Genomic DNA, 20,174 nt, shown 5'->3' with positions numbered 1-20,174 from the left:
ACAATCGGACCGCCCCCATGCTTGACCGAACCGGGCCAAGACTGTAGCGCATCGGCATGAAGCCCTTCCTGATCCTTCAGCTCCGCCCCGAAACCGAAGCCGCCGACAATGAATACGAGGCGTTTCTCGCCAAGGGCGGGCTCGACGAGGCGCAGGTGCGCCGGATCCGGCTCGATCTCGAAGACCTGCCGGCCGATCTCGATCTCGACGATCATGCCGGGGTGATCGTCGGCGGCGGTCCCGGCTGCGTCTCCGACGATCCGGCCACGAAAGACCCGCTGGAAAAGAAGATCGAAGACGAGATCATGGGGCTGATGCCCGAGATCTGCGCGCGCGACATACCCTATCTCGGCTGCTGCTACGGCATCGGCATTCTCGGCCACCACCTCGCACCGGGGATCGTCTCGAAAGAGAAATACGGCGAGCCGGTGAGCGCGGTGGATTGCGCGCTCACCGAGGCGGGCCGGGCCGATCCGCTGCTTGCAGGCATGCCGGGGCGGTTCCACGCCTTTGTCGGCCACAAGGAGGCCGTGCAGGCCCTGCCGCCCGGCACGGTCAACCTCGTCAGCTCCGGCCCCACCCCGTTTCAGATGCTGCGCTTCGGGCAGAACGTCTACGCAACGCAGTTTCACCCCGAGGCCGATGCGGACGGGTTTGAAACCCGCATTCGCATCTACAGGCACAAGGGCTATTTTCCGCCCGAAACGGCGGAGGCGCTGATCGAGATGGTGCGCGGCGAAGACGTGCGCTTTCCCGAGCTTGTGCTGCGCAATTTCGTGGCTCGCTACGGCGGCTGACCCGCCGGACACTGGCGTTTGCGCCCGCGACGTGAGACAACACGCGCGGGACCAGATTGGGGGACATGCATGTCGATCGACAGCACATTGCGCAAGGCGGCGAAGCTCGCCAGATCCGGCAACCGCGCCGGGGCGGCGAAGCTCTATCGCGAGATTCTCGCGCAGTTTCCGAACAACGCGACCGCGCGCAAGGGGCTGGCCTCGCTCGGGGCGCCCGCAGGCGGCCCGCGACCGGCGGCCATGCCCGGCGGCGGCGCGCTCGGCGCGGGCCTGATCCCCGGCGCCCGGCCTGTGGCACCACCGGCGGGCCTGGCCGGCGGCCCCGCCCCGGCTCAACCCCGCCGCCCTGCCCCCGCGCCCGCCGCCAAATCCGGCTCCGGCGGCGCACGGCCGGCAAAGGGCGGCCCCGCGCCCGCGCCGCAACAGATGGCCGCGCTGGAGCGGATGCTCAACCGGGGCGATCCGCGCGCGGCGGTGACCGAGGGCAAGCGCCTTGCCCTGCTCTTCCCCCGCTCGCCCGCCTTGCTCAACCTGCTCGGCATGGCCCAGGCCCGCGCCGGACAGCTCGATGAGGCGCTGGCGAGTTACGAGCGTGTGCTTGAGATCGACCCCGGTTTCGCCGGGGCGCATGTGAACAAGGCCAATGCCTACGCGCTGATGGGCAAGTTCGACGCGGTCGAAGCCTCGGCGCGCGCCGCCCTCGCGCTGGATGCGAAGCTCGCACAGGCGCATATGCTGCTCGGCTACGGGCTGGTGAATACCGGGCGCGCCGAAGACGGGATCGGCCCGTTCAGGACCTCGGTGAAGCTCGCGCCGAAAATGGTCCAGACCCATATCGGCCTCGGCAATGCCTATGCCGCCGCCGGACAGCACCAGGACGCGCTCGATACGTTCCACACAGCGCTTGCGCTCGATCCGCAGAACCCGGGCGTGCTCAACAATATCGGCAATGCACTGGTCACGCTGCACCGGATCGACGAAGCGGTGGAGTATCTCGCCCGCGCCGCCCGGATCGACAGGCGCAACGTCGTGCTGCTCAACAATTACGCCCGGTCGCTGCGCGATATCGGCCGTTCGCGCGAAGCGATCGAGGTCTGCGATCAGGTGATTGCGCTCGATCCCAACAGCGCCGAGGCCTGGGGCCTGCTTGGAAGCTGCCGGCGCGAGCTGGGCGACAAGGCCGGCGCCATCGCGGCCATCGACAAGGCGGTGGAGATCAACCCCTCAAACCTGCAGGCTCTTGGCATTCGCTGGCAGATGGAAACCCTGCCCATCGACCATCCCGAACTGGCCCATCTCAAGGCCCTCGCCGCCGATGACACCCTGCCCGGCGGCGACCGCTCGCTGATCGAACTCGCGCTGTTCAACGCCTTCGACAAGGCGGACGATCTGGAAGAGGCGATGGCGCATCTGCACCGCGCCAACCGCCTGCGCCGCGCGTCGGAACCCTATGAGATCGAAGAGCACCGCGCGATGCTGAACAGGCTGAAGGAAGCATTCGATGCCGGCGTGGACCCGCTCGACGCCGAAGCGATGGCCGAGATTCCGGCGCCTGCCCGCCCCGTCTTCATCGTCGGGATGCCGCGCTCGGGCACCTCGCTGGTCGAGCAGATCCTCGCCAGCCACAGCCAGGTGCATGGCGCGGGCGAGCTCAACGCGCTGGCGACGGAGGTGCGCGGCAAGCTCGGCTGGTATCCCGGCGACACGCCCAAGCCCTTCACCCGCGAAAATCTGATGCTGCTCCGGCGCAGCTATTTCGACAGCGTGGTGCGCTACGGCATCGACAAGCCGGTGGTCACCGACAAGACGCCGCTCAACTTCCGCCATATCGGCCCCGCCCTCGCGGCGATGCCGGAGGCGCGGGTGTTGTTCATGCGGCGCGACAGCCGGGCGACCTGCTGGTCGAACTATTCCAACAGCTTCCTCGGGCGGGCCAACAATTTCGGCCATGACATGATCGACACCGCCGAGATGTACCGCATCCATCTCGACCTGATGGCGTTCTGGAAAAAGCACTTCCCCGACCGGGTGACCATCGTGCCCTACGAACGGCTGACCGAACATCAGGAGGAAGAAAGCCGCAAGCTGGTGGCAGCCGCCGGGCTGGACTGGGAAGATGCCTGCCTCGACTTCCACAAGACCAAGCGGGCCGTGCGCACGGTTTCGGCCACGCAGGTGCGTCAGAAGATGTATACCGGCTCGTCGGAGGCGTGGCGGCGCTATGCCGATTACATCCAGCCGATGCTGGAACGGCTCGAAGGGCTCGACCCCGACTGATTTCAGGCCCGCGTGCGCGACAAAAACCGCCGCAACCCCTTGCGCGAGCGGTCGGGGCGCGGGCCGACAAGATCGTCGAGCATCGCTTCCACCTGCGCGCCCGGCACCACCGGGCGGCCCGCTTCCACCTCGCCGTACAGGAATTCCGCCAGCGGCAGGATCGCATCGCGAATGCGCTGGTCGGCAAACACCCGTTCGGCCACGTCTTCCAGCTCGAACCAGATTTCTTCCGCGCTCCGGTCGCCCTCGATCCCGGCGATCAGGCGGGTCAGTTCGTCGATCCGCGCCACGTCGCCGGTGCAGCAGGAGGCCGAAGCACAGGCATGCTGCTCGGCAATCTGGCCGCCAAACAACTCGATGCAGCGGTTTTCCAGCACCGAGGCGAGCGCCGTCAGACTGTTGCCGTGCAGCACCTTGTCGCTCTCCAGCACCGGCGGGCGCGGCAACATCGTCACCGACAGGATCTCAAACCCCATCGCCCGCGCGGTCAGCGCATGGCCCGCCTCATAGACTGCCAGCCGGTAGCCGAGATCGGCGCAGCGGCCCTCGGGGATCGGGCAATTCTCTTCATACATCCTTGGCAGGCTCCTCGTTACCCTGCGCCACCGGCTCGGGCGGGCGCGACTTGACCGACGGGTCGGCATAGCGGTCGTTCAGATTCTGGATATGCCCGGCCACCGTGTCGCGGATCGCGTGCAGCCGGGCCGCCGCGCGCCGGCCCCAGCCCACCGGGCGCGCGCGCAGGATCGGGCGCCAGATCTCGGTGCCCTTGAGGAAGGCGGCGCGCAGGTTCAGCTCAAGCTCGCCATCGGCCTCGGGCAGCGAGCGCGCCACCCGGCGCGCCACCACCGCGCGCGCCCAGACATGCACCGCCGCCGCCATCACCAGCGCCGCCACGCCGATCGCCACCGCCTCGATCCGGTGCCCGGCCAGCCAGTCGAGCGTGAGAATGTCGGCAAGCGGCCAGCCGAAGGCATAGGCCAGCCCGCCGGTGGCCGCGATCACCGCGACGAGGGCGGCAAGGTCGATCAGCCCCACCCCACGCCGCCAGCGATCGCGCGCCGTTTCCAGCCGGGGCAGCACGTCATGCTCCAGTTCCTTGGCCATCGTTTCGAGAAAGCTCACGATCCGGTAATTGCGGTGCAACTCCACCTCGTCGATCCGGGCGCGGATGCGGGCCATGTCGGTATCGCGCTTCTCGCGGAAACGCTTTTCGCGGGCGTGATCCTTGATCGTCACTGCCGCGTTCTCGTCGTAGATGGTGAAGAACTGGCCCGCCGACAGCCCGGCATGGGCCAGCGCCCGCTGCCAGGCGCCGGTGATGTCTTCGGGGTTGTCCTCCGCCGCCGCCGTGTCGATCTGGTTCAGCACATAGAGGAATTTCGAGGCATCGGTGCGCTTCGCGATGCGGCTGACCAGATGTTCCAGCGTATCCTGCATCGCGCCCGGCTCGGGATGGCGGGCATCGAAGAAGACCAGCACCAGATCGGAGAGATCAATGATGTGATCGGTGATGCGCAGCGTCGAGCGGCGCTGGTCGTCGGCATCGAAGCCGGGGCTGTCGATGATGATCTTGTTCTCGATCGCCGGCGTCTGCGTGGTGCGCAATTGCAGATAGCTCTCGATATGCTTGCCCTCGCCCTTCGCCACCTTCTCGATCTCGCCGGAGATACGGAAGAAGGGAAAGCGCGGATCGGCGTCCAGCGCGGTGCCCGGCAGGGTGCGGTTGCCCGCCTGATCGCCGGAGCGATGGCAGATCACGGTAAACTTGTCATCCACTGCCTGGTTGCCGGTATCCTGCACCTTTTCGCCCACGAAGGAGTTGATGAAGGTGGATTTGCCGGAGGAAAACGTGCCCATCACCGCGATCAGCGGCCACCACGAGATGCGGCTGGCAAGCGAGGTCTGCTTGTCGATCAGCCCCATCCGGCGCAGCAGCTTGTCGGCCTTGTAATAGGTCGGCAGCACCTCCAGCAGCACCGGATTTTCCGCCTTCAGATGGGTTTCGAGCCGGCCGAGTCGGGTGGAGAGCGATTGGTTCATGGCCGATCCTACCGCCCCTGCAACCGCGCGGCGAGATCCGCCGCCTTGTCCGGGTCAATCGACCGCAGCCCCGGCAGCAGGCTCATCAGCCGCGGCCCCTGCCCGGCCCCGATCATCAACAGCCCGGCGCGGTGCCAGGCCTCGGCGGCGGCGGGGTAATCCTGCAGCGCGAAGTGCAGGTTGCCCAATTCGCCCGCGATCTCGATACTCTCGGGATGGGCGGCGGCGAGCGCCTGCATCTGCGCCCGCGCGCCCTCGATATCGCCCGACCAATAGGCTTGCCGGGCGGCGTTGATCGCGCCGGCCACGGCGGCATCGGTGGCGGGCGCGGCGGGCGCTTGCATTGGCGACGGCTCAGCCGCCGCTTGCGGTGCAGCGGCCTGCGGCGCGGGCGCGGCGCTCGGCATCTGCAGATCGGAGCCGTAGACCGGCTCTTGCGGCACAGGTGCTTGCGCCGGGGCCTCGGTCACCGGCGCGGGCTGGGCCGGCTCTGGCGCCGGCGCGGGGGCTGTCGGGGCGACGGCGACCGGCGGCGCGTCATCGCCGCCGAACACAGCCCCCAGCCTGTCGCGGTTGAACACCGCCACCACGGCGGCGATCAGCACGAGGTAGGTCACAACAAGGCGCAGGATCGGACCAATCACGGCAACACTCCTTCCCCGACCGGGGTTACGTAAAGATCGCGCGGGCGAGCGCGTCGAGTTCCTTCGCCGCCTTGCCGCCCGGCTCCAGCTCGAACGCCGCCAGACCCTCGGAAAACGAACGGCGGAAGGCGAGCCGCTGGACAAGGCGCGGCTTCAGCGCCGTCACGCCCGGCAGCAGTTTGAAGGCGGCATAGGTCTCGGCGTTTTCGCGCGAGCGCGGATGCGGGTCGGCGCGGTTGACGAAGGCGAGCACCTCGGGTTTGCGCTTGCCCTTGCGCTCCTCGCCGATGATTTCGAGAAAATGCTGGGTGGCCCAGATATCGGCCTGCGAGGGAGATACCGGGATCACGATCCGCCCCGCCGCGCGCACGGCGGCGCGCATCGCCCCGGTATCGGACAGGCCGACATCAATCAGCCCTTCGCCGCGCGGGGCACGGGCGGGCAGCTCATGCGCCACGCCAAAGCCCGGCTCATAGCCCATCTCGGCGCGGATATCGGCGGTATCGGTCACCGTGCGCTGCGGATCGAGATCGTAGACCTGCACCTCGCGCCCGTTCATCAGGCACCAGACGGCGAGGTTGAACACCACCGTGCTCTTGCCGGTGCCGCCCTTGAAATTGGCAATCAGCGTCAGCATCCCCCACCCCTTTCGTCAGTTGCCCGAGGGCGCGGCCTGCGGCGGGGCGATCTGAGACCAGCCCGCCGGCACAGTGAACAGCGCCGGATCGACAGCGCCGACGGCGATATGCTCAAGGCTGCGCAGCTCGCCCGAGGGCAGCTCTTCACGCAGTTCGACGCGCAATTCGGGATCGTAATACCAATGGCCGCCCATCGGGGCCTGCCCCGCGCCGGTAACGGTGATCGACCAATGCTCGACCTGACGCCCGGCGATCTCCTCCATCGCCTCGAAGCGCATCGCCATGACCGATCCGTCGGGAAATTCCTGCCGGAGCGCCCGTTTGCGCGCGCCATCCCAGAGGATGCGGATCGCCTGCCCGGGCTGGCCCATCTCCCAGATTTCGGCGGTGATGCCGGAGGTGGTCTCGGTGCCGATGAAGCTGCAGGCCCCGGCCTGCGCGGCCTGATCGCAGGGCGGCGCATAGGCGGTTTCGTTCACGTCGGGTTCGGGCGTGCCGCGCATCTCGTAATAGCTCTGGCTCGCCGGATCGAGCACATACATCACGCCCACGGCGCGGCGGATGATCTGCACCACCGGGCGGTCGCCCTGGATGAATTCCAGCCGCATGTCGGGCCCGGATTTGATGACGCGGCCGGTGCTCTGGCTGCCATCCGGCGCGCGGTAGACCGCATCGGCGGAATAGGCCGGCGGCGCGGATTGCGCGAGGGCAAGGGCGGGCAACATGACCGCCGCCAGCCCGGCCAGCGCGCGCCTTCGCCAGCGGCGTGCAGATACGCGCGCAATGGCGGGGCGGGCAGTCGGATTGCGGCGCAGGCGCATGGGGGGCCTCCGTTTGCAGAAAATCTGTCAGGGGGCGGCCTGCCCCCGCATGTCGCGGGAACAGGCCGGTATACTGGCTCCGGCGATCAGTTGCCGTCGCCCTCGGCGGTCGGGGCCTGCGGCTCGCCACCGGCATCGCCCGGCGCCGCCGGCATCGTGCCATCGGGGTTCGGCATCATGCCCGGCGGCATCATGCCGGGCGCACCGTAGTTGGGGTAGTAGCCATAGGGGGCGTTGTAGCCGCTGCCATAGCCGCTGCCGTAGCCCTGGCCGCGCCCGGCGCCCTCGGCATTGCCGGAGAAGCCGAAGTTGAACGAGCCGTTACCGGAACCGTCGCTGTTGAACGGGCCCCAGTTGTTGCCCCAGCCGTTGTTCCAACCATTGTTCCAGGGCATCCAGTTATTGCCCCAGCCGGGGCCACCCCAGCCCGGACCACCCCAGTTGTTGCCCCAGCCGGGCCCCCAACCGCCATAGCCCGGCCCGTAACCGGGCGCGCCATAACCATAGCCGGGATAACCCCAGCCCTGAGCTTCGGCCGAAGCCGCGAGCCCACCCGCCAGACCGGCGGCGAGGGCAACCGTAACAAGTGCTTTACGCATAATAATAGTCTCCCAAGTTCTGTCCCGTCCTCCTCGCGGATCCCGGGCGCCGGGACGTGCACCCATTCACCGTATGTCCTCTTCCGTCGGAAGAGGGTCTCCACCCCGTTTTCACCAGAATCCGAAGGGCGAAAATCCTGTCATCGGCCAGCCGCCGCCCCAGCCGGAGCCGGGCCAGCCGCCGCCATATCCCGCGCCGGGCCAGCCGCCCGCGCCATAATAGGGCAGTCCTGCGCCATAGCCCGGCCAGGCCCCGATCCCCGCGCCATAGGGCAGCGCGCCGGGATAGGTCGCGACGCCCGGCACCACCGGGGTGACCGGCGCATAGCCCAGAACCCCGGCCTGCCCCGGCAGCGCGGTGTAGGGCAGTGCCGCCTGCGGCATCATCACCTGCGGCGCCACGGCCTGCGGCACCGCGCTCGGCGCCTGCAATTGCCCCGGCACATAGCCGGGTGCCGCAGGCGCGGGCGGCACTGGCGCGGCCCGCACCGCGCCCGAAAGCCGCGCATCGAGATCGGCGGGCGCGTAGCGGCTGGCCGCGGGGGCCTGCCCTGCCCATGTGGGCTGGGCACCAGCCGCCGCGCCGGGATATTGCGCCTCGGGCGCTGCGCCCGGAGGTGTCCACGGATTGGCGGTCTGCGCTCCGGCGGCGCCGGAAAGGCACAGCACCGTGGCACAGGCCAGCGCCGGGCCACGCCCCCGTCCTGCCGGCATCCGCCAATCCGATATCCGTCGCATCGCGCCTCTCCTCCTCAGTTCCGGCCCGGGCCGCCGGGCTGCACGCCGCCCCAGCCGCCGCCCCAGCCCGGTTGCGGCACATAGGGTGCATTGTTCCAACCCGGCGGTGCGCCAAAGACCCAGCCCTGCGGCGGCGCCATGCCGGGCGGCGCCGGGGCTGCCGCGCCGTAACCGGGCGCGGCCGGCTGCGCCGGATAGGTCGGCAAGGCGCCCGACGCCGTGGCCTGGCCAAAGCCGGTGGCCACGCTCTCGCCGGTCGCGCCACCCATACCCTCGGGCACCGCCACCGGCTGCCCTCCCGGAGCCTGCTGCATCCAATAGGGCAGCCGCATCGCATTTGCCGGCGGCTGGAACATCGGGCGCACCGGCGCGGCGGCATAGCCCGGCGCGCCGAATGGCACCGGCCCCATGCCCGGCGCACCGGGGGCGGGCATGAACGGCCCCGGGATCGGCGGAAAGCCCGCCTGCCCCTGCCCCGCCGCCGGCGCGGTCAGACCGAGCGCCAGCGCCAATGCGATTGCCGGATACGCCCTATTCATCGCCGCCATCCTCCATGCCCTTGAGCCGGATGCCCCGCCGCGCGCCCGGCGTCGCGGGCCTGGCCCGTTTCGGCTTTGCCGGCGCGGCGGGTTTCGTGCTGGTTTTCGGTTTCGCGGGCGCTTTCGGTTTGGCGGCCGCCTTCGGCTTGGCCGCCGGTTTCGGCTTGGCCGCCGCTTGCGCCTTTGCCGGTTTGGCCGCCGCCTTGGGTTTCGCCGCGCGCTTGGGCTTGGCCTCCTGCGCCGGGGCGGTGTCGGACGGCGCAGTCACCGTAGCATTGGGCACCGCCGCCGCTTTCGCCGGCTCAGCCGGTGCCGGGGTGACCGGAGCCGGCGCGGCCTGCGCCACTGTCCCGGAGGTATCCCCATGCCGGTCCGCCATCCTGCCCAGCCCGGAGGCCAGCCGCGACAGGCCCCGCGCCGTGGCCGAGGCCGCCGCCGAAGCCGTGCGCGCAATGCCGCCGCCGGCACGCCGTTCGGCCCGCGCCGCCGCCACCGCCGCATCCGGACCAGCAGCCGGTGACATCACACCATAGCCCGGCCCCTCATCGGTGACGCTCGCGGGCAGCGGCATATCGCAGGCGGCGAGCAGGGATTTGCGGAAGCTCACGCAACCGAGCGGGATCACCACCAGCGTGAGCAGCGTCGAGACCAGCCCGCCGAACATCAGCGAAATGGCCATGCCCTGAAAGATCGGGTCCGACAGGATCACCGAGGAGCCTGCGATCAGCGCCAGCGCGGTGATGATGATGGGCCGCGTCCGGGTCTGGCAGGAATAGATCACCGCATCCTGCACCCGCATTCCGCCCTCGACCGCGTGGAGCGAGAAATCGACGAGCAGGATCGAGTTGCGCACGATGATCCCCGCCAATGCGATGAACCCGATCATCGAGGTGGCGGTGAACGAGGCGCCGAACAGCCAGTGCCCCGGCACGATGCCGATCAGCGTCAGCGGGATCGGCGCCATGACGATGGCGGGCAGCGTGAAATTGCCGAATTCCCAGACCACGAGGATATAGATCAGGATCAGCGCGACGCCGAAGGCCAGCCCCATATCGCGGAAGGTCTCGTAGGTAACGGTCCATTCCCCGGTCCATTCGAGACCGGACGACAGGCTGTCTTCCGGCGGGCCGATATAGTTGGTGTCGACCCGCACGCCATCGGGCGCGACATAGCTGTCGAGCATGTCTTCCAGCTCGAAGATCGCGTAGATCGGCGCGCCCAGCTTGCCCGCGACCTCGCCGGTCACGTATTCCACCGCCCGCAGATCCTTGTGGTAAACCGGATCGTCAAGCTGGAACTGCTCGAAATGGCCAAGCTCGGTGAGCGGGATCATCGCGCCCGTGGTCGAGGGCACCGGCAATTGCCCGAGCCGCCCGAACTGGCCGCGCAGCGCCAGCGGCATCTGCAGGTAGATGAACATCGGCTCGACGGCGCGCTCGTTCTTCACATCGCCCAGCCGGAAGCCGCCCATCACCATTTCAAGCTGGCGGTTGATCGTCTCGACCGACACGCCGCGGCGGCTTGCCTTCTCGCGGTCGACCACGAAGCGCCACGAGGTGTACGGGTCCTGCAAATAGCTGTCGACATCGACGGTGATCTCGGCCTGCTCGAACAGCGCGCGGATATCGGCGGCGGCCTGGCGGCGGGTGGTGTCATCGGGGCCGTAGATTTCGGCCACCATCGTCTGCATCACCGGCGGCCCCGGCGGCATCTCGACCACTTCGATGCGCGCGCCCAGCTCGCGCGCCACCGGCGTGAGCATCTCGCGGGTCATCGCCGCCAGCTCTTCCGACGAGCGGTCGCGGTGGTGCTTGGGCAGAAGCTGGATCTGGATATCGGCCTGCCAGGGTTTGTCCCGCATGTAGGAATGGCGCACCAGGCCGTTGAAATTGAAGGGCGACGCGGTGCCGACATAGCTTTGCAGCGCCGTCACTTCGGGGATCGTCAGAAGCCTCTCCGACAGCGCGCCGACCACATTGGCGGTCACCGGCAGGGGCGTGCCCTCGGGCATGTTGAGCGTGACGTTGTATTCCGGCTTGTTGTCCTTGGGCAGCATCTTCACCGTCACCGCCTGGGCCGAGAACAGGAAGAGCGACAGGAAGAACACCGCCACGAGGCCGATGGCGAAGCCCCAGCCCACCGGCCTGCGGGTGATCAGCGGCACCAGCAGGCGCACGTAGAAGCGGTTGAGCGCGAGGCTCTGCCTGTGCTCCTTGGCCTGCGACTTCTCCAGCAGATGCATCGGCGGGCGGATGCGCTGCGCCAGCCAGGGCGTGAAGATGAAGGCGGCGAAAAGCGAGAACAGCATCGCCACCGAGCCGAGCGCCGGGATCGGCTCCATATAGGGGCCCATCATCCCACGCACGAAGCCCATCGGCAGCAGCGCGGCGATCACCGTGAGGGTGGCGAGGATCGTCGGGTTGCCCACTTCGCGCACCGCGTCGACCGAACAGCCCTCGGTGCATTGCCCCTCTTCGAGCCAGCGCCGGTAGATGTTTTCCACCACGACGATGGCATCGTCCACGAGGATGCCGATGGAGAAGATCAGCGCAAACAGCGACACCCGGTCGATCGTGTAGCCCAGCAGCCAGGCCGAGAAGACGGTGACGAGGATCACGATCGGGATCACCACCAGCACCACGCCTGCCGCGCGCATCCCCAGCGCGAACCAGATCAGCAGGGTGACGGCCCCGGTGACGACGAAGAGCTTGAAGATCAGCTCGTTGACCTTTTCATTGGCCGTTTCGCCGTAATTGCGGGTGATTTCCACATGCACATTGTCGGGGATCAGGTTGCCCTGCAGCCGATCCACATAGGCCAGCACCGCATTGGCCACGGTCACACCGTTGGCGCCCGATTTCTTGGCCACGGCGATGGTCACGGCGGGGGCGCCGAGCGGGGCGACCGGCCCGGCATGGGCGGCCTCGCCCTCGGCGTGATCGCCATAGGCGGGGCCGGTATAGTAGCTCACCATCGACGAGGCATCGTCGGTTCCCTGGGTCACCAGCGCCACGTCGCGGATATAGGTGGGCTGGCCCTGGCTCACGCCGATCATCAGGTTTTCGATGTCTCGGGCGCTGCGCAGGAACGAGCCGGTATAGAGCGCGAAGGAGCTTTGCCCGGCCTCGACCATGCCGACCCCGCGCTCGGAATTGGCCGCCCGGATGGTCTGGGCAATCTCGTCGAGGCCGATGCCGAAGCCTGCAAGCCGCTCGGGGAACACTTCCACCTTGATCGCGTCGGACCGGCCGCCGACCACGAAGCTCTGCGCGGTATTGGGCACTTCCTTCAGCCGTTGCATCACATCGAGGCCGAGCGCCCGCAGCGCGCCCTCGTCGACATCGTGGCTCCACAGGGTGAGCGTCACCACCGGCACATCGTCAACGCCCTTGGGCTTGATCAGCGGCTGGCTCACGCCGGGCGGGATACGGTCGAGATTGGACTGGATCTTGTCGTTGAGCTTGACGAGGCTGTCGCCCATCTCCTCGCCCACCTCGAACTGCACGGTCACCATCGCGCCGTTGCGTTCGGAGATGGAATAGACGTGTTCGACGCCGGGGATCTCGCTCATCAGCCGCTCAAGCGGATCGGTCGCCAGCGCCGCCACCTGTTCGGCGGAAATGCCGGGATAGGAGAAGAACACATCGACCATCGGCACCGAGATCTGCGGGTCTTCCTGCCGGGGGGTGAGGATCAGCCCCATGATGCCGAGGCCAAGGCAGGCCAGCAGCAAGAGCGGCGAGAGCGGCGAATTGATGAACGCCTTCGCCAGACGCCCCGCAAGGCCGAGCCCTTCGCCCGGCGCCGTGGTTCCGAATTCCTCCCGCTCTGTCGTCATCGTCTCTCCCCAGACCTCCGACCGGCGCTCAGTGACCTGAGACCAGCGATGACGGCGGCGACAGGATCACCGTTTCGCCGCCGGACAGGCCGGAGACGACCGAGATCGAGCCATCCGCCAGCGGGTAGCCCACCCGGACCACGCGCAGCGACGGCGCCCCGTTTTCGAGCACGAAGACCGATGGCAGGCTGCCGCGCCAGACCAGCGCTTCCGCCGGCACGCTGGTTTGCGCCTGCGTCGGCACCGAGGCGTCGGGCACCGTCACTTCGGCATACATGCCGGGGCCGCCCCTCGTGCCGAGCGGCAGGTCGAACTTGACCGTCACCGTGTGGCGCTTCGGATCGGCCACCGGGTAGATCTGCGCCACCCGCGCCTCGACCGGCCCGCCACCGGAATCGAGCCGCGCGGGCACCAGCATCCCTTCCGACAGCCCCGCCGCAAGCCGCACCGGCACATCGGCCTCGATCCGCAGATAGTCGATGAAGGCGAAGTCGATCAGCGGCATGCCGGGCTGCACGGTATCGCCCACCTCCACATGCTTGCGCATGACGATGCCGTCGAAGGCGGCGGAGGCGCGGAAATCGTTCAGCGTCGCGTCGATGCTTTCGAGATTGGCCTGCGCCTGGGTCAGCCCGCTCGATGCCTGATCGACACCGACACCCTGCGCATACAGATCCGCCTGCCGCTCAAGCCCCGGGCTGGACTGGCCCATCGCCGATGAGAAGCCGCGGGTGAAGAACTGGTCGAAGGTGGCCGGAATGCCCATGCCGGGGAAGCCGCTGATCGAATTGACCCGCGGCGAATAGAGCTCGCGGTTGTACTGCATGTAGGAATTCCGCAACGCTGCCTCGGCCTGGTAGACCTGGCTCACCGCCGCCCGGCGGCGGGCCTGAAGATCGGCATCGTCGATCTGCACCAGCACCTCGCCCTCAGCCGCGCGGTGCCCCTCGGCCCCGGCCAGAAAGATCACCCGCCCGGGCACCTGCGCCGACAGCGTGACTTCCTTGAACGGGATCACCGTGCCGCCAACGATCGCCGAGCCGCCAAGCTGCGTGATCATGACCGGCGCGGTCTGATAGCCGCCCGAACTGGCCGGCGCGTGGGATTGCGCAAGCGCGGCACCGGAAAAAGCGCCCAGCAGAGATGCGGCAAACAGGCCGACAGCGATTCGCACGTGGTTTCCCATGCCTCCTCCCTGATTTTGTTGGCAAATGTCAGTCGTCCCGCCAACACATCGAGACATCGTAATATTTAGTTATTATAAGATGTGTTTTTGAAATTTCATTACGTTCTTTGCGACTCATGCAAAATATTGTATTCGTCTGGAAGAATGCGTGAGATAACAAGCAGATGCGGACAGCCTTTGCTTCCGCCACGGAAACAATAGCCCCAGTTACAGCCCTTTGCGCCACAGAAGCGCACCAATCATGGATGACTTGCGGGCCCCTGCCCCGGCCCGGTCAGAACGGGAAGCCGCCGAACATGTAGGACATCGGGTTCGAGAAGGCATAGGAGGCGCGGCCGAGGTCGAGCGACATCCGGCTGACATTGGCATTCATCGCCTGAACCGTGCCGGCCATCAGCCCCACCGCCTCGTCCATCGTCGAGATTTCGCCGGCCATCGTCGCCATCGTCACGTCCATCTCGCCGATATGGCCGGTCATCTCGTCCATCGCCGCCGTCATGGTGACGATATTGCCGTTCATCGCGTGCACGTCCTCGGCCATCCCGTGCATATCGACCACCATCGCCTTGAAGCTCTCGTTCACCTCAAGCATCACATCGGTCATGGTGTAGACCTGCCGCGCCATGCCCCACATCACCCAGGTGAACAGCGCCATCACGACGACGATGAGGAAGGTGGTGATGACGATAAAACCGCCGCTCGTGGCCCTGCGATACATGGCGCCTCCCAACGCGAAAACGCCCCCGGCGTAACCGAAAAGCCCCATCCGCGCTAGAAATTTGTGCAGTCAAACCTGGCCGGAATTGGCCGATCCGGCATAGAAATCTGCGAAATTCCACGCTGCATCATAGACTTAAACAATCTGAAAAATTCGCAAGTGAGAATGGGTTTGCCCGGGGATTCAGCCGCTCCGGGGCTGGTCCATCAGCAGCGTATCGGCGGAGAGGCCGCGCTTTTCGCTGCTCGCGCGCACCGCATCGCGCAAGGTTTCGCTGCGCTGGAGCAGCCGGCGGAATCGGGCCTCGTCAAGCACCAGGAGCGTGCTGGGCACGATGGCGCGGGCCTCGAACCGGCGGGGCTTATGGGTGAGGATGGCCATCTGACCAAACATCTCGCCCCGCCCCAGCCGCCAGGTCTGGCCGGCATTCTGCAATTCGACGGCACCGGAGGCGATGAAATAGACGCTCTTCGGCGCGCTGTCGCGGCGCATCACCACCTCACCGGCATTGACATAGCGCGTCGAAAGCCCCCGCGCGAGGCGCTTCAGCCCGTCCTCGTCGAGATCCTCGAACAGAGCGAACTGCCGCACCAGCTCGGTGCGCTGCAAGGCGAGATCGAGCGGCGGGCGGCGCTCGGCGGCGGCGCGGCGGGCAGCCAGATCCTGCATCAGCGCCGTCAGCAACTCCTCGCCGATCAGCCCGTCCTCGCGCATCGTCGCGTATTCGCGCTCTTCGAGGCGCAGCGCTGTACGGCGGATGAACCGGCGTTCCAGCTCTTCGGCATAGCCCGGATATTGCAGCCGCAGCCCGTCCAGCGCCGTCTCCACCGCCTCGACCCGCCGCCCCAGCAGATCGTGCAGCAAATCCGAGACCCGGCGGCCGTGGATCCGGCGGATGCGGCCATGAATGAACCCGTCCAGATCGCGCAGGATCAGCCGTTGCGACAGCAGCCGCTCGAACCGGTCGGCGGTGAGCCGCGCGAGCAGGTAGGAGATGCCCAGCCGGTTATGCAGGATCACCGCGAACCGAAAGCCCCAGCCATAGCCAAGGCTCTTGCGCGCGGCGGTGCGGTAGCCGGTACGCCCGCCCGAACGGGCCGCCTCGATCAGCCGGTCGGCATCGGAGAGCACCTGTTCGGCCAGCCGCGGCGAGATCGTGTGTTCGCGCACGCGGGCGATGATCGTGTCGCGCTCCGCCCCCGCCAGGGCGATCAGCCCCAGCGTGATCCGGTCGCGGTCGAGGATTTCGGTGCTGTCTTCGGCCTGTTTCACGGCCTGGTCGAGCCGGTCGCCAAAACGCTTGGCCTCGGTGCGCACGGTATCGTGGCCAAGATCGTAATTCGCCGTGGTCTTCGCCAGATCCTCGCGCACCGTCTGCAGCGCGACGGCGATCACCTGTTTCGACAATGCCTGATCGACGGGGGCAAGCTGGTCGAGCCCGAGCCGGCGGATCACCCAGCGCAGGGTCGTGCCCTGCACGATCAGGGTGAACAGCGTGTAGCCGGTGGCGAGGATAGCGACGAGGCGCTTGATTTCCACCGGCACGCGGAAGCTCTCGGTCACCGCCAGCGCCAGCGCCAGCGTGACCGCACCGCGCAGCCCACCCCAGAGGATCGCCACCCGGTAGGGCCGCTCGACCGGCGGCGAGAGCCGCAGCCGCGTCAGCAGCGGCAGCACACCGAACAGGATCACCACCCGCGCGGCGGTGGCGGCCAGAACCACCACGCCGATCAGGGCAAAATCGGAAAACCGCACCTCTTCCAGCAGCCGCGGGATCAGGAGCGCGGCGAGGATGAAGATCAGCGCCCCGGCCCAATGCGCCAGCAGGTCCCAGATATCGCGCAGATTGCCCCAGGCCTGCGGCGGCAGGCGCCCCGGCCCGACCATGCTGAGCGTGAGCCCCGCCACCACCACCGCGATCACCCCCGAAGCGCCGACAAGCTGCTCGGCGGCGATATAGGCGAGATAGGGCAGCGCCACCGAGATCGACAGCGGCGCAAGCTCGTGCCGCGCGAAGGCGGCCATCAGCCAGACAGCGGCGCGCGCCACGATCCAGCCGGTCAGCACGCCGCCGCCGATCAGCAGCGGCACCCGCGACAGCGTGTCGTCCAGCGTCGGGTTGGGCAGGCCGAGCATGACGAAGGCGGCGAAGAAGCTGAACAGGGCGATGGCAACAGCGTCGTTCAGCAGGCTCTCGCCCTCGATGATCCGCGCCAGCCGGCGCGGCGCCGAGAGCGAGCGGAAAATCGAGATCACCGCCGAGGGATCGGTGGTCGACACGATCGCGCCCACCAGCAGCGCCGCCACCAGCGGCAACGGGCTGACCAGCGCCAGCGCATAGCCCACCGACAGGGTCGCCACCACCACGGCCACCACGGCGAGCACCAGAACCGGCACCCAGTCGTCGAGCATCCGGCGCGCATCCATCCCCAGCGTGGCCTGAAAAAGCAACGTTGGCAGAAAGACATAGAGGAAGACGTTCGAGCGGATCGGGAGCGACAGGATCGCCTCGGCCACCGGGTTCAGCGCATCGGTCAGCTCGGTGCGCAGGAAGAAGGTGGCCGCCACCGCGATCAGGATACCGAGCACGGCCAGGATCACGCTATAGGGCAACCGCAACCGCGCCGCCAACGGCTCCGCCGCGCCGATCACAAGGAACAGCGAGGCGATGATTGTGGTGACGATAACGATGTCCATAAGCCCGAAATATCGCCAAGACGGGGCGAAGCAAAGGGCCACACCGGCAAAGTGTCGCCGTCCCCGGACAATAGAATGCGCCGATGCGGTGCAGGCAGAAAAACGCGCCGGGCGCTGTCACGGTCTTATGTCAGCGAAGTGCACTGTCCGGGCCGGGCACGGGCGCTGTTGAAACCTGGCAGGACGGCGATCCTTTCAGCCCCCGCCGGTTGCACCCGTGTCGTCGTCCACCACATGCAACACCCTGAGCTGCCGCGTTTCACCGCTGCGTGTCCGCCAGGGCAGACATGCGCCCTCGGCCAGTCCGATCAGCGCAACGCCGATCGGTGTGAGAACGGAGATCCGCCCGCGGGCGATGTCGGCCTGTTCCGGGTAGACCGGGATCACCGTCGCCTCTTCGCCGGTCGTCTCGTCGCGATAGGTCACGCGCCGCCCGATCGTGACGACATCCGCCGGCAGCTTTCCGGCCGGCACGATCCGGGCACGCCCCAATTCTTCGAGCAAACGCTCCGCAAGGTCCGGATTGCGCTGATAGGCCCCTTGCGCCAGCGCTTCGAGGTGGTCCAGGCAATCATCGCTGATAACGACTTTGGGGCGACGCCGGCTGGCGGTGCGGGTGGCGATTTGCATCGTGGTCATCGTAAAATCTCCTTCGGCCCGCCTGATGCGGGCGCCTGTGCGGGTGTGGGCGGTGCGCGGCTTGCCGGCTTACGGCGTCAGGCCGCATCGTGCTCCGGTGGCGGGGTCACATCGAGCACCACGACGATGTCGGTCTGCCCGGTCTCTCTCAGCAGCGGAGCCTTCTGCATGCGCCGCATTCCGATCAGCGTGGCCCCCAGCAACGAGGCCACGAGAATGTGCCCGGGCACGGGGGTCGGCCCCATGCTGAGCGTCCCCGAGCGAGACCCTTCGCCGCTGATCATGTAGGTGACATGGCTCCCCGCCACGACGAGATCCGGCGGCGTTGGAACAGGCGCATCGTGCGAGGCGCGGAGCTTCTGCCTCAGAAGACCGTTCAGGAGCGGCGGATTGGGCGCGTGCCGCGTGCTTCGGTTTTGCAGCAATCGCTCGATGCCGCGGCGATCCTCCGCGATCAGACAGCAGTCTGCCCCGGAAACATGGTGCTCGATGGTCGAATTTGTTTCCCCGCCCGGCAGGCGGGCCAGCTTGGTGATGGACATGTCATAACTCCCCCGGGCAGGTTGCCCGCAAATCTCAGGTCAAGGATGTGAGAAAGCCCCAGGTGGCCGTAGACGCAATTATGCGCGGACCGCCCGGGGATGAGGGCGGTTCAGAAGCAGGAACCGGTAATGATTCTGATAGCTGACCATGCCTGATAGCTATACTCTTTGCCCCCGTTGTCAACGACCGCGCCTGCGGCCCCTGCCGGGTGAGGCATTTTACGGATGACCCAGCCTGCACATCACCGGCGCGGCGGGGTGCAATCGCTCATGTCGCATCCCACCAATAATCATTCGCCGCGGCCACGGTGGCGAAATGTGTCGCGACCACCTGGCTGACAGCGATCAGCGCCTCGGCATTCTCGGCGTATTCCGGCCGCATCCGGTCGCGCTGCCCGGCATCGGGCTGGGTCAGCTTCACGGCGACCCGTGCCAGTTTGACGGCAAGGTCATAGCCCTCTTCGGGCGTTGCGGTCTTGAGCGTGGGGAGCCAGCTTGTCATCGTTCTTTCCTTCCGTTTCAGATGGGTCATCAGGGAGAATGACGCGCCACGCGGCGCCATCGGGGTCGTCGAACTGTCCGTTGCGGAGCGCCCAGAAGAAGGCACACAGACCCAGCAGACCGAGCCCGATCGAGAGGGGCATGAGCAGCAGCAGATTCATTGCCGGTCACCGGCGATCGCCTGACCGGCATGCCAGGTGCCGTGGCCGAGAACCGGAAAGAGAACGATCAGGCCAACAAGGCCGGTGGCGACCGACACACCCAGCGCGACAGCGACGATCATGCCCCAGAGCAGCATCGGGCGCAGGTTCCGCACCGTCATGATGAAGCTCAGCCCCAGGGCGGTCAGCGCATCGGTCTTGCGCGAGACCAGCATCGGAATGGAGAAGACGCTGATCGCAAAGGCGAAGGCCGCGAACAGCCCGCCCACCAGCGTGCCGGTTGCGATCAGCGCCCATCCCCGGGGCGTCGTCACCACATTGGTCAACGCCTCCTCCGCGCCGGGGAACGGAATAAGGCCGAAAAACAGCGCATAGAGCAGATCCGCCGCCCTGAGCCAGAACAGGACGAGCAGTCCGAGCAGCAATCCCGCATAGGCCAGTTGCCCGCCGGCCGCTGGCCGAAACACCAGCATGTCGGAAAACGCCACCCGTTCTCCCCGCGCCTGTCTGTGGCTCTTCTCGTAAAGCCCGACCGCCAGGAACGGGCCGACAATCAGGAACCCGGAGATGGCGGGAAGCGCGAGATACAGCAGATGGCTCGCATGCAGCGCCCACAAGACGGCGTAGGATACCAGTGTCAGGAACAGCCCATAGGCCAGGCTGGACCAGGGCGCCGTTCGCACATCCTGCCAGCCAGCCTGCAGCCAGTCGAACGCCGAAGACGCCGGCAGATGACGCGCATAGGGTGAGATCGGGCGGTCCGGATGGCGAAGGGTCGGTAGCGGTTCCAGCATCC

General features: G+C 67.4%; 19 protein-coding genes. 2 read left to right on the top strand and 17 right to left on the bottom strand.

Translation table 11 applies throughout. The features are described 5' to 3' along the window. The first annotated feature begins 56 nt into the window (after positions 1-56). Positions 57-797, top strand: coding sequence for a glutamine amidotransferase (locus QMG28_RS06930; protein ID WP_281841491.1), 741 nt, complete (start codon positions 57-59; stop codon positions 795-797). A gap of 69 nt (positions 798-866) precedes the next feature. Then, the gene (locus tag QMG28_RS06925; protein ID WP_281841490.1) at positions 867-3,074 is read left to right on the top strand and encodes a tetratricopeptide repeat-containing sulfotransferase family protein; all 2,208 of its coding nucleotides are present in this window, start codon (positions 867-869) and stop codon (positions 3,072-3,074) included. Positions 3,075-3,076: 2 nt separating this feature from the next. Here QMG28_RS06925 and QMG28_RS06920 read toward each other — a convergent pair whose 3' ends face one another. The 17 genes from QMG28_RS06920 to QMG28_RS06840 all read right to left on the bottom strand — a co-directional run bounded on the left by QMG28_RS06920 (position 3,077) and on the right by QMG28_RS06840 (position 20,172). After that, entirely contained in the window at positions 3,077-3,649 is a 573-nt protein-coding gene (locus QMG28_RS06920; RefSeq protein ID WP_281841489.1) for a hypothetical protein, read from the bottom strand. Then, a complete protein-coding gene (locus QMG28_RS06915; protein WP_281841488.1) occupies positions 3,642-5,117 on the bottom strand; it encodes a dynamin family protein in 1,476 nt (491 codons plus the stop codon). The genes QMG28_RS06920 and QMG28_RS06915 overlap by 8 nt, the downstream gene beginning before the upstream one ends. Positions 5,118-5,125: 8 nt before the next feature. After that, the gene (locus QMG28_RS06910) at positions 5,126-5,761 is read right to left on the bottom strand and encodes a hypothetical protein (protein ID WP_281841487.1); all 636 of its coding nucleotides are present in this window, start codon (positions 5,759-5,761) and stop codon (positions 5,126-5,128) included. Between the two features lie 25 nt (positions 5,762-5,786). Continuing rightward, entirely contained in the window at positions 5,787-6,398 is a 612-nt protein-coding gene (locus tag QMG28_RS06905; RefSeq protein ID WP_281841486.1) for a nucleotide-binding protein, read from the bottom strand. Positions 6,399-6,413: 15 nt separating this feature from the next. Then, entirely contained in the window at positions 6,414-7,220 is an 807-nt protein-coding gene (locus QMG28_RS06900) for a hypothetical protein (RefSeq protein WP_281841485.1), read from the bottom strand. A gap of 86 nt (positions 7,221-7,306) precedes the next feature. Further along, the gene (locus QMG28_RS06895; protein WP_281841484.1) at positions 7,307-7,819 is read right to left on the bottom strand and encodes a hypothetical protein; all 513 of its coding nucleotides are present in this window, start codon (positions 7,817-7,819) and stop codon (positions 7,307-7,309) included. A gap of 111 nt (positions 7,820-7,930) precedes the next feature. After that, a complete protein-coding gene (locus tag QMG28_RS06890) occupies positions 7,931-8,557 on the bottom strand; it encodes a hypothetical protein (protein ID WP_281841483.1) in 627 nt (208 codons plus the stop codon). Positions 8,558-8,571: 14 nt separating this feature from the next. Next, positions 8,572-9,096 carry a hypothetical protein gene (locus QMG28_RS06885; RefSeq protein WP_281841482.1) on the bottom strand — a complete coding sequence of 175 codons (525 nt, stop codon included), beginning with the start codon at positions 9,094-9,096 and terminating at the stop codon, positions 8,572-8,574. Next, entirely contained in the window at positions 9,089-12,934 is a 3,846-nt protein-coding gene (locus QMG28_RS06880) for an efflux RND transporter permease subunit (RefSeq protein WP_281841481.1), read from the bottom strand. The genes QMG28_RS06885 and QMG28_RS06880 overlap by 8 nt, the downstream gene beginning before the upstream one ends. Before the next feature lie 28 nt (positions 12,935-12,962). Further along, positions 12,963-14,120: an efflux RND transporter periplasmic adaptor subunit gene (locus QMG28_RS06875; protein ID WP_281841480.1), complete on the bottom strand. Its 1,158-nt coding sequence runs from the start codon at positions 14,118-14,120 to the stop codon at positions 12,963-12,965. Positions 14,121-14,394: 274 nt separating this feature from the next. Continuing rightward, complete coding sequence (locus QMG28_RS06870) at positions 14,395-14,838, bottom strand: hypothetical protein (RefSeq protein WP_281841479.1); 444 nt, start codon at positions 14,836-14,838, stop codon at positions 14,395-14,397. A gap of 183 nt (positions 14,839-15,021) precedes the next feature. Then, positions 15,022-17,535 carry a cation:proton antiporter gene (locus QMG28_RS06865; protein ID WP_281841478.1) on the bottom strand — a complete coding sequence of 838 codons (2,514 nt, stop codon included), beginning with the start codon at positions 17,533-17,535 and terminating at the stop codon, positions 15,022-15,024. A gap of 195 nt (positions 17,536-17,730) precedes the next feature. Next, a complete protein-coding gene (gene rnk / locus QMG28_RS06860) occupies positions 17,731-18,174 on the bottom strand; it encodes a nucleoside diphosphate kinase regulator (protein ID WP_281841477.1) in 444 nt (147 codons plus the stop codon). A 77-nt stretch (positions 18,175-18,251) separates the two neighbouring features. Beyond that, positions 18,252-18,716 (bottom strand): hypothetical protein, encoded by a 465-nt coding sequence (locus QMG28_RS06855; RefSeq protein ID WP_281841476.1) that lies wholly within the window; start codon positions 18,714-18,716, stop codon positions 18,252-18,254. A 268-nt stretch (positions 18,717-18,984) separates the two neighbouring features. Further along, positions 18,985-19,218 carry a hexameric tyrosine-coordinated heme protein gene (locus QMG28_RS06850; RefSeq protein WP_281841475.1) on the bottom strand — a complete coding sequence of 78 codons (234 nt, stop codon included), beginning with the start codon at positions 19,216-19,218 and terminating at the stop codon, positions 18,985-18,987. Further along, positions 19,166-19,378, bottom strand: a complete 213-nt coding sequence (gene ccoS / locus QMG28_RS06845) for a cbb3-type cytochrome oxidase assembly protein CcoS (protein WP_281841474.1) — start codon at positions 19,376-19,378, stop codon at positions 19,166-19,168. The genes QMG28_RS06850 and ccoS overlap by 53 nt, the downstream gene beginning before the upstream one ends. Continuing rightward, positions 19,375-20,172 carry a DUF2189 domain-containing protein gene (locus QMG28_RS06840; RefSeq protein ID WP_281841473.1) on the bottom strand — a complete coding sequence of 266 codons (798 nt, stop codon included), beginning with the start codon at positions 20,170-20,172 and terminating at the stop codon, positions 19,375-19,377. Before QMG28_RS06840 ends, ccoS begins: the two co-directional genes overlap by 4 nt. Between the last annotated feature and the right edge of the window lie 2 nt (positions 20,173-20,174).

The organism is Sinisalibacter aestuarii (genome assembly GCF_027923545.1).
In the GTDB taxonomy this organism is placed as follows: Bacteria; Pseudomonadota; Alphaproteobacteria; order Rhodobacterales; family Rhodobacteraceae; genus Sinisalibacter; species Sinisalibacter aestuarii.
Note: the sequence above shows the minus strand (reverse complement) of the source record. Positions and strands in the feature narration are given on the sequence as shown.

Coding starts and splice junctions, on each gene's coding strand:
- QMG28_RS06900 (WP_281841485.1), bottom strand. CDS start 7,220: ATGCGCCTGCGCCGCAATCCGACTGCCCGCCCCGCCATTGCGCGCGTA.
- QMG28_RS06905 (WP_281841486.1), bottom strand. CDS start 6,398: ATGCTGACGCTGATTGCCAATTTCAAGGGCGGCACCGGCAAGAGCACG.
- QMG28_RS06850 (WP_281841475.1), bottom strand. CDS start 19,218: ATGACAAGCTGGCTCCCCACGCTCAAGACCGCAACGCCCGAAGAGGGC.
- QMG28_RS06880 (WP_281841481.1), bottom strand. CDS start 12,934: ATGACGACAGAGCGGGAGGAATTCGGAACCACGGCGCCGGGCGAAGGG.
- QMG28_RS06885 (WP_281841482.1), bottom strand. CDS start 9,096: ATGAATAGGGCGTATCCGGCAATCGCATTGGCGCTGGCGCTCGGTCTG.
- QMG28_RS06875 (WP_281841480.1), bottom strand. CDS start 14,120: ATGGGAAACCACGTGCGAATCGCTGTCGGCCTGTTTGCCGCATCTCTG.
- QMG28_RS06840 (WP_281841473.1), bottom strand. CDS start 20,172: ATGCTGGAACCGCTACCGACCCTTCGCCATCCGGACCGCCCGATCTCA.
- QMG28_RS06915 (WP_281841488.1), bottom strand. CDS start 5,117: ATGAACCAATCGCTCTCCACCCGACTCGGCCGGCTCGAAACCCATCTG.
- rnk (WP_281841477.1), bottom strand. CDS start 18,174: ATGACCACGATGCAAATCGCCACCCGCACCGCCAGCCGGCGTCGCCCC.
- QMG28_RS06865 (WP_281841478.1), bottom strand. CDS start 17,535: ATGGACATCGTTATCGTCACCACAATCATCGCCTCGCTGTTCCTTGTG.
- QMG28_RS06920 (WP_281841489.1), bottom strand. CDS start 3,649: ATGTATGAAGAGAATTGCCCGATCCCCGAGGGCCGCTGCGCCGATCTC.
- QMG28_RS06930 (WP_281841491.1), top strand. CDS start 57: ATGAAGCCCTTCCTGATCCTTCAGCTCCGCCCCGAAACCGAAGCCGCC.
- QMG28_RS06855 (WP_281841476.1), bottom strand. CDS start 18,716: ATGTCCATCACCAAGCTGGCCCGCCTGCCGGGCGGGGAAACAAATTCG.
- QMG28_RS06870 (WP_281841479.1), bottom strand. CDS start 14,838: ATGTATCGCAGGGCCACGAGCGGCGGTTTTATCGTCATCACCACCTTC.
- QMG28_RS06895 (WP_281841484.1), bottom strand. CDS start 7,819: ATGCGTAAAGCACTTGTTACGGTTGCCCTCGCCGCCGGTCTGGCGGGT.
- QMG28_RS06925 (WP_281841490.1), top strand. CDS start 867: ATGTCGATCGACAGCACATTGCGCAAGGCGGCGAAGCTCGCCAGATCC.
- ccoS (WP_281841474.1), bottom strand. CDS start 19,378: ATGAATCTGCTGCTGCTCATGCCCCTCTCGATCGGGCTCGGTCTGCTG.
- QMG28_RS06890 (WP_281841483.1), bottom strand. CDS start 8,557: ATGCGACGGATATCGGATTGGCGGATGCCGGCAGGACGGGGGCGTGGC.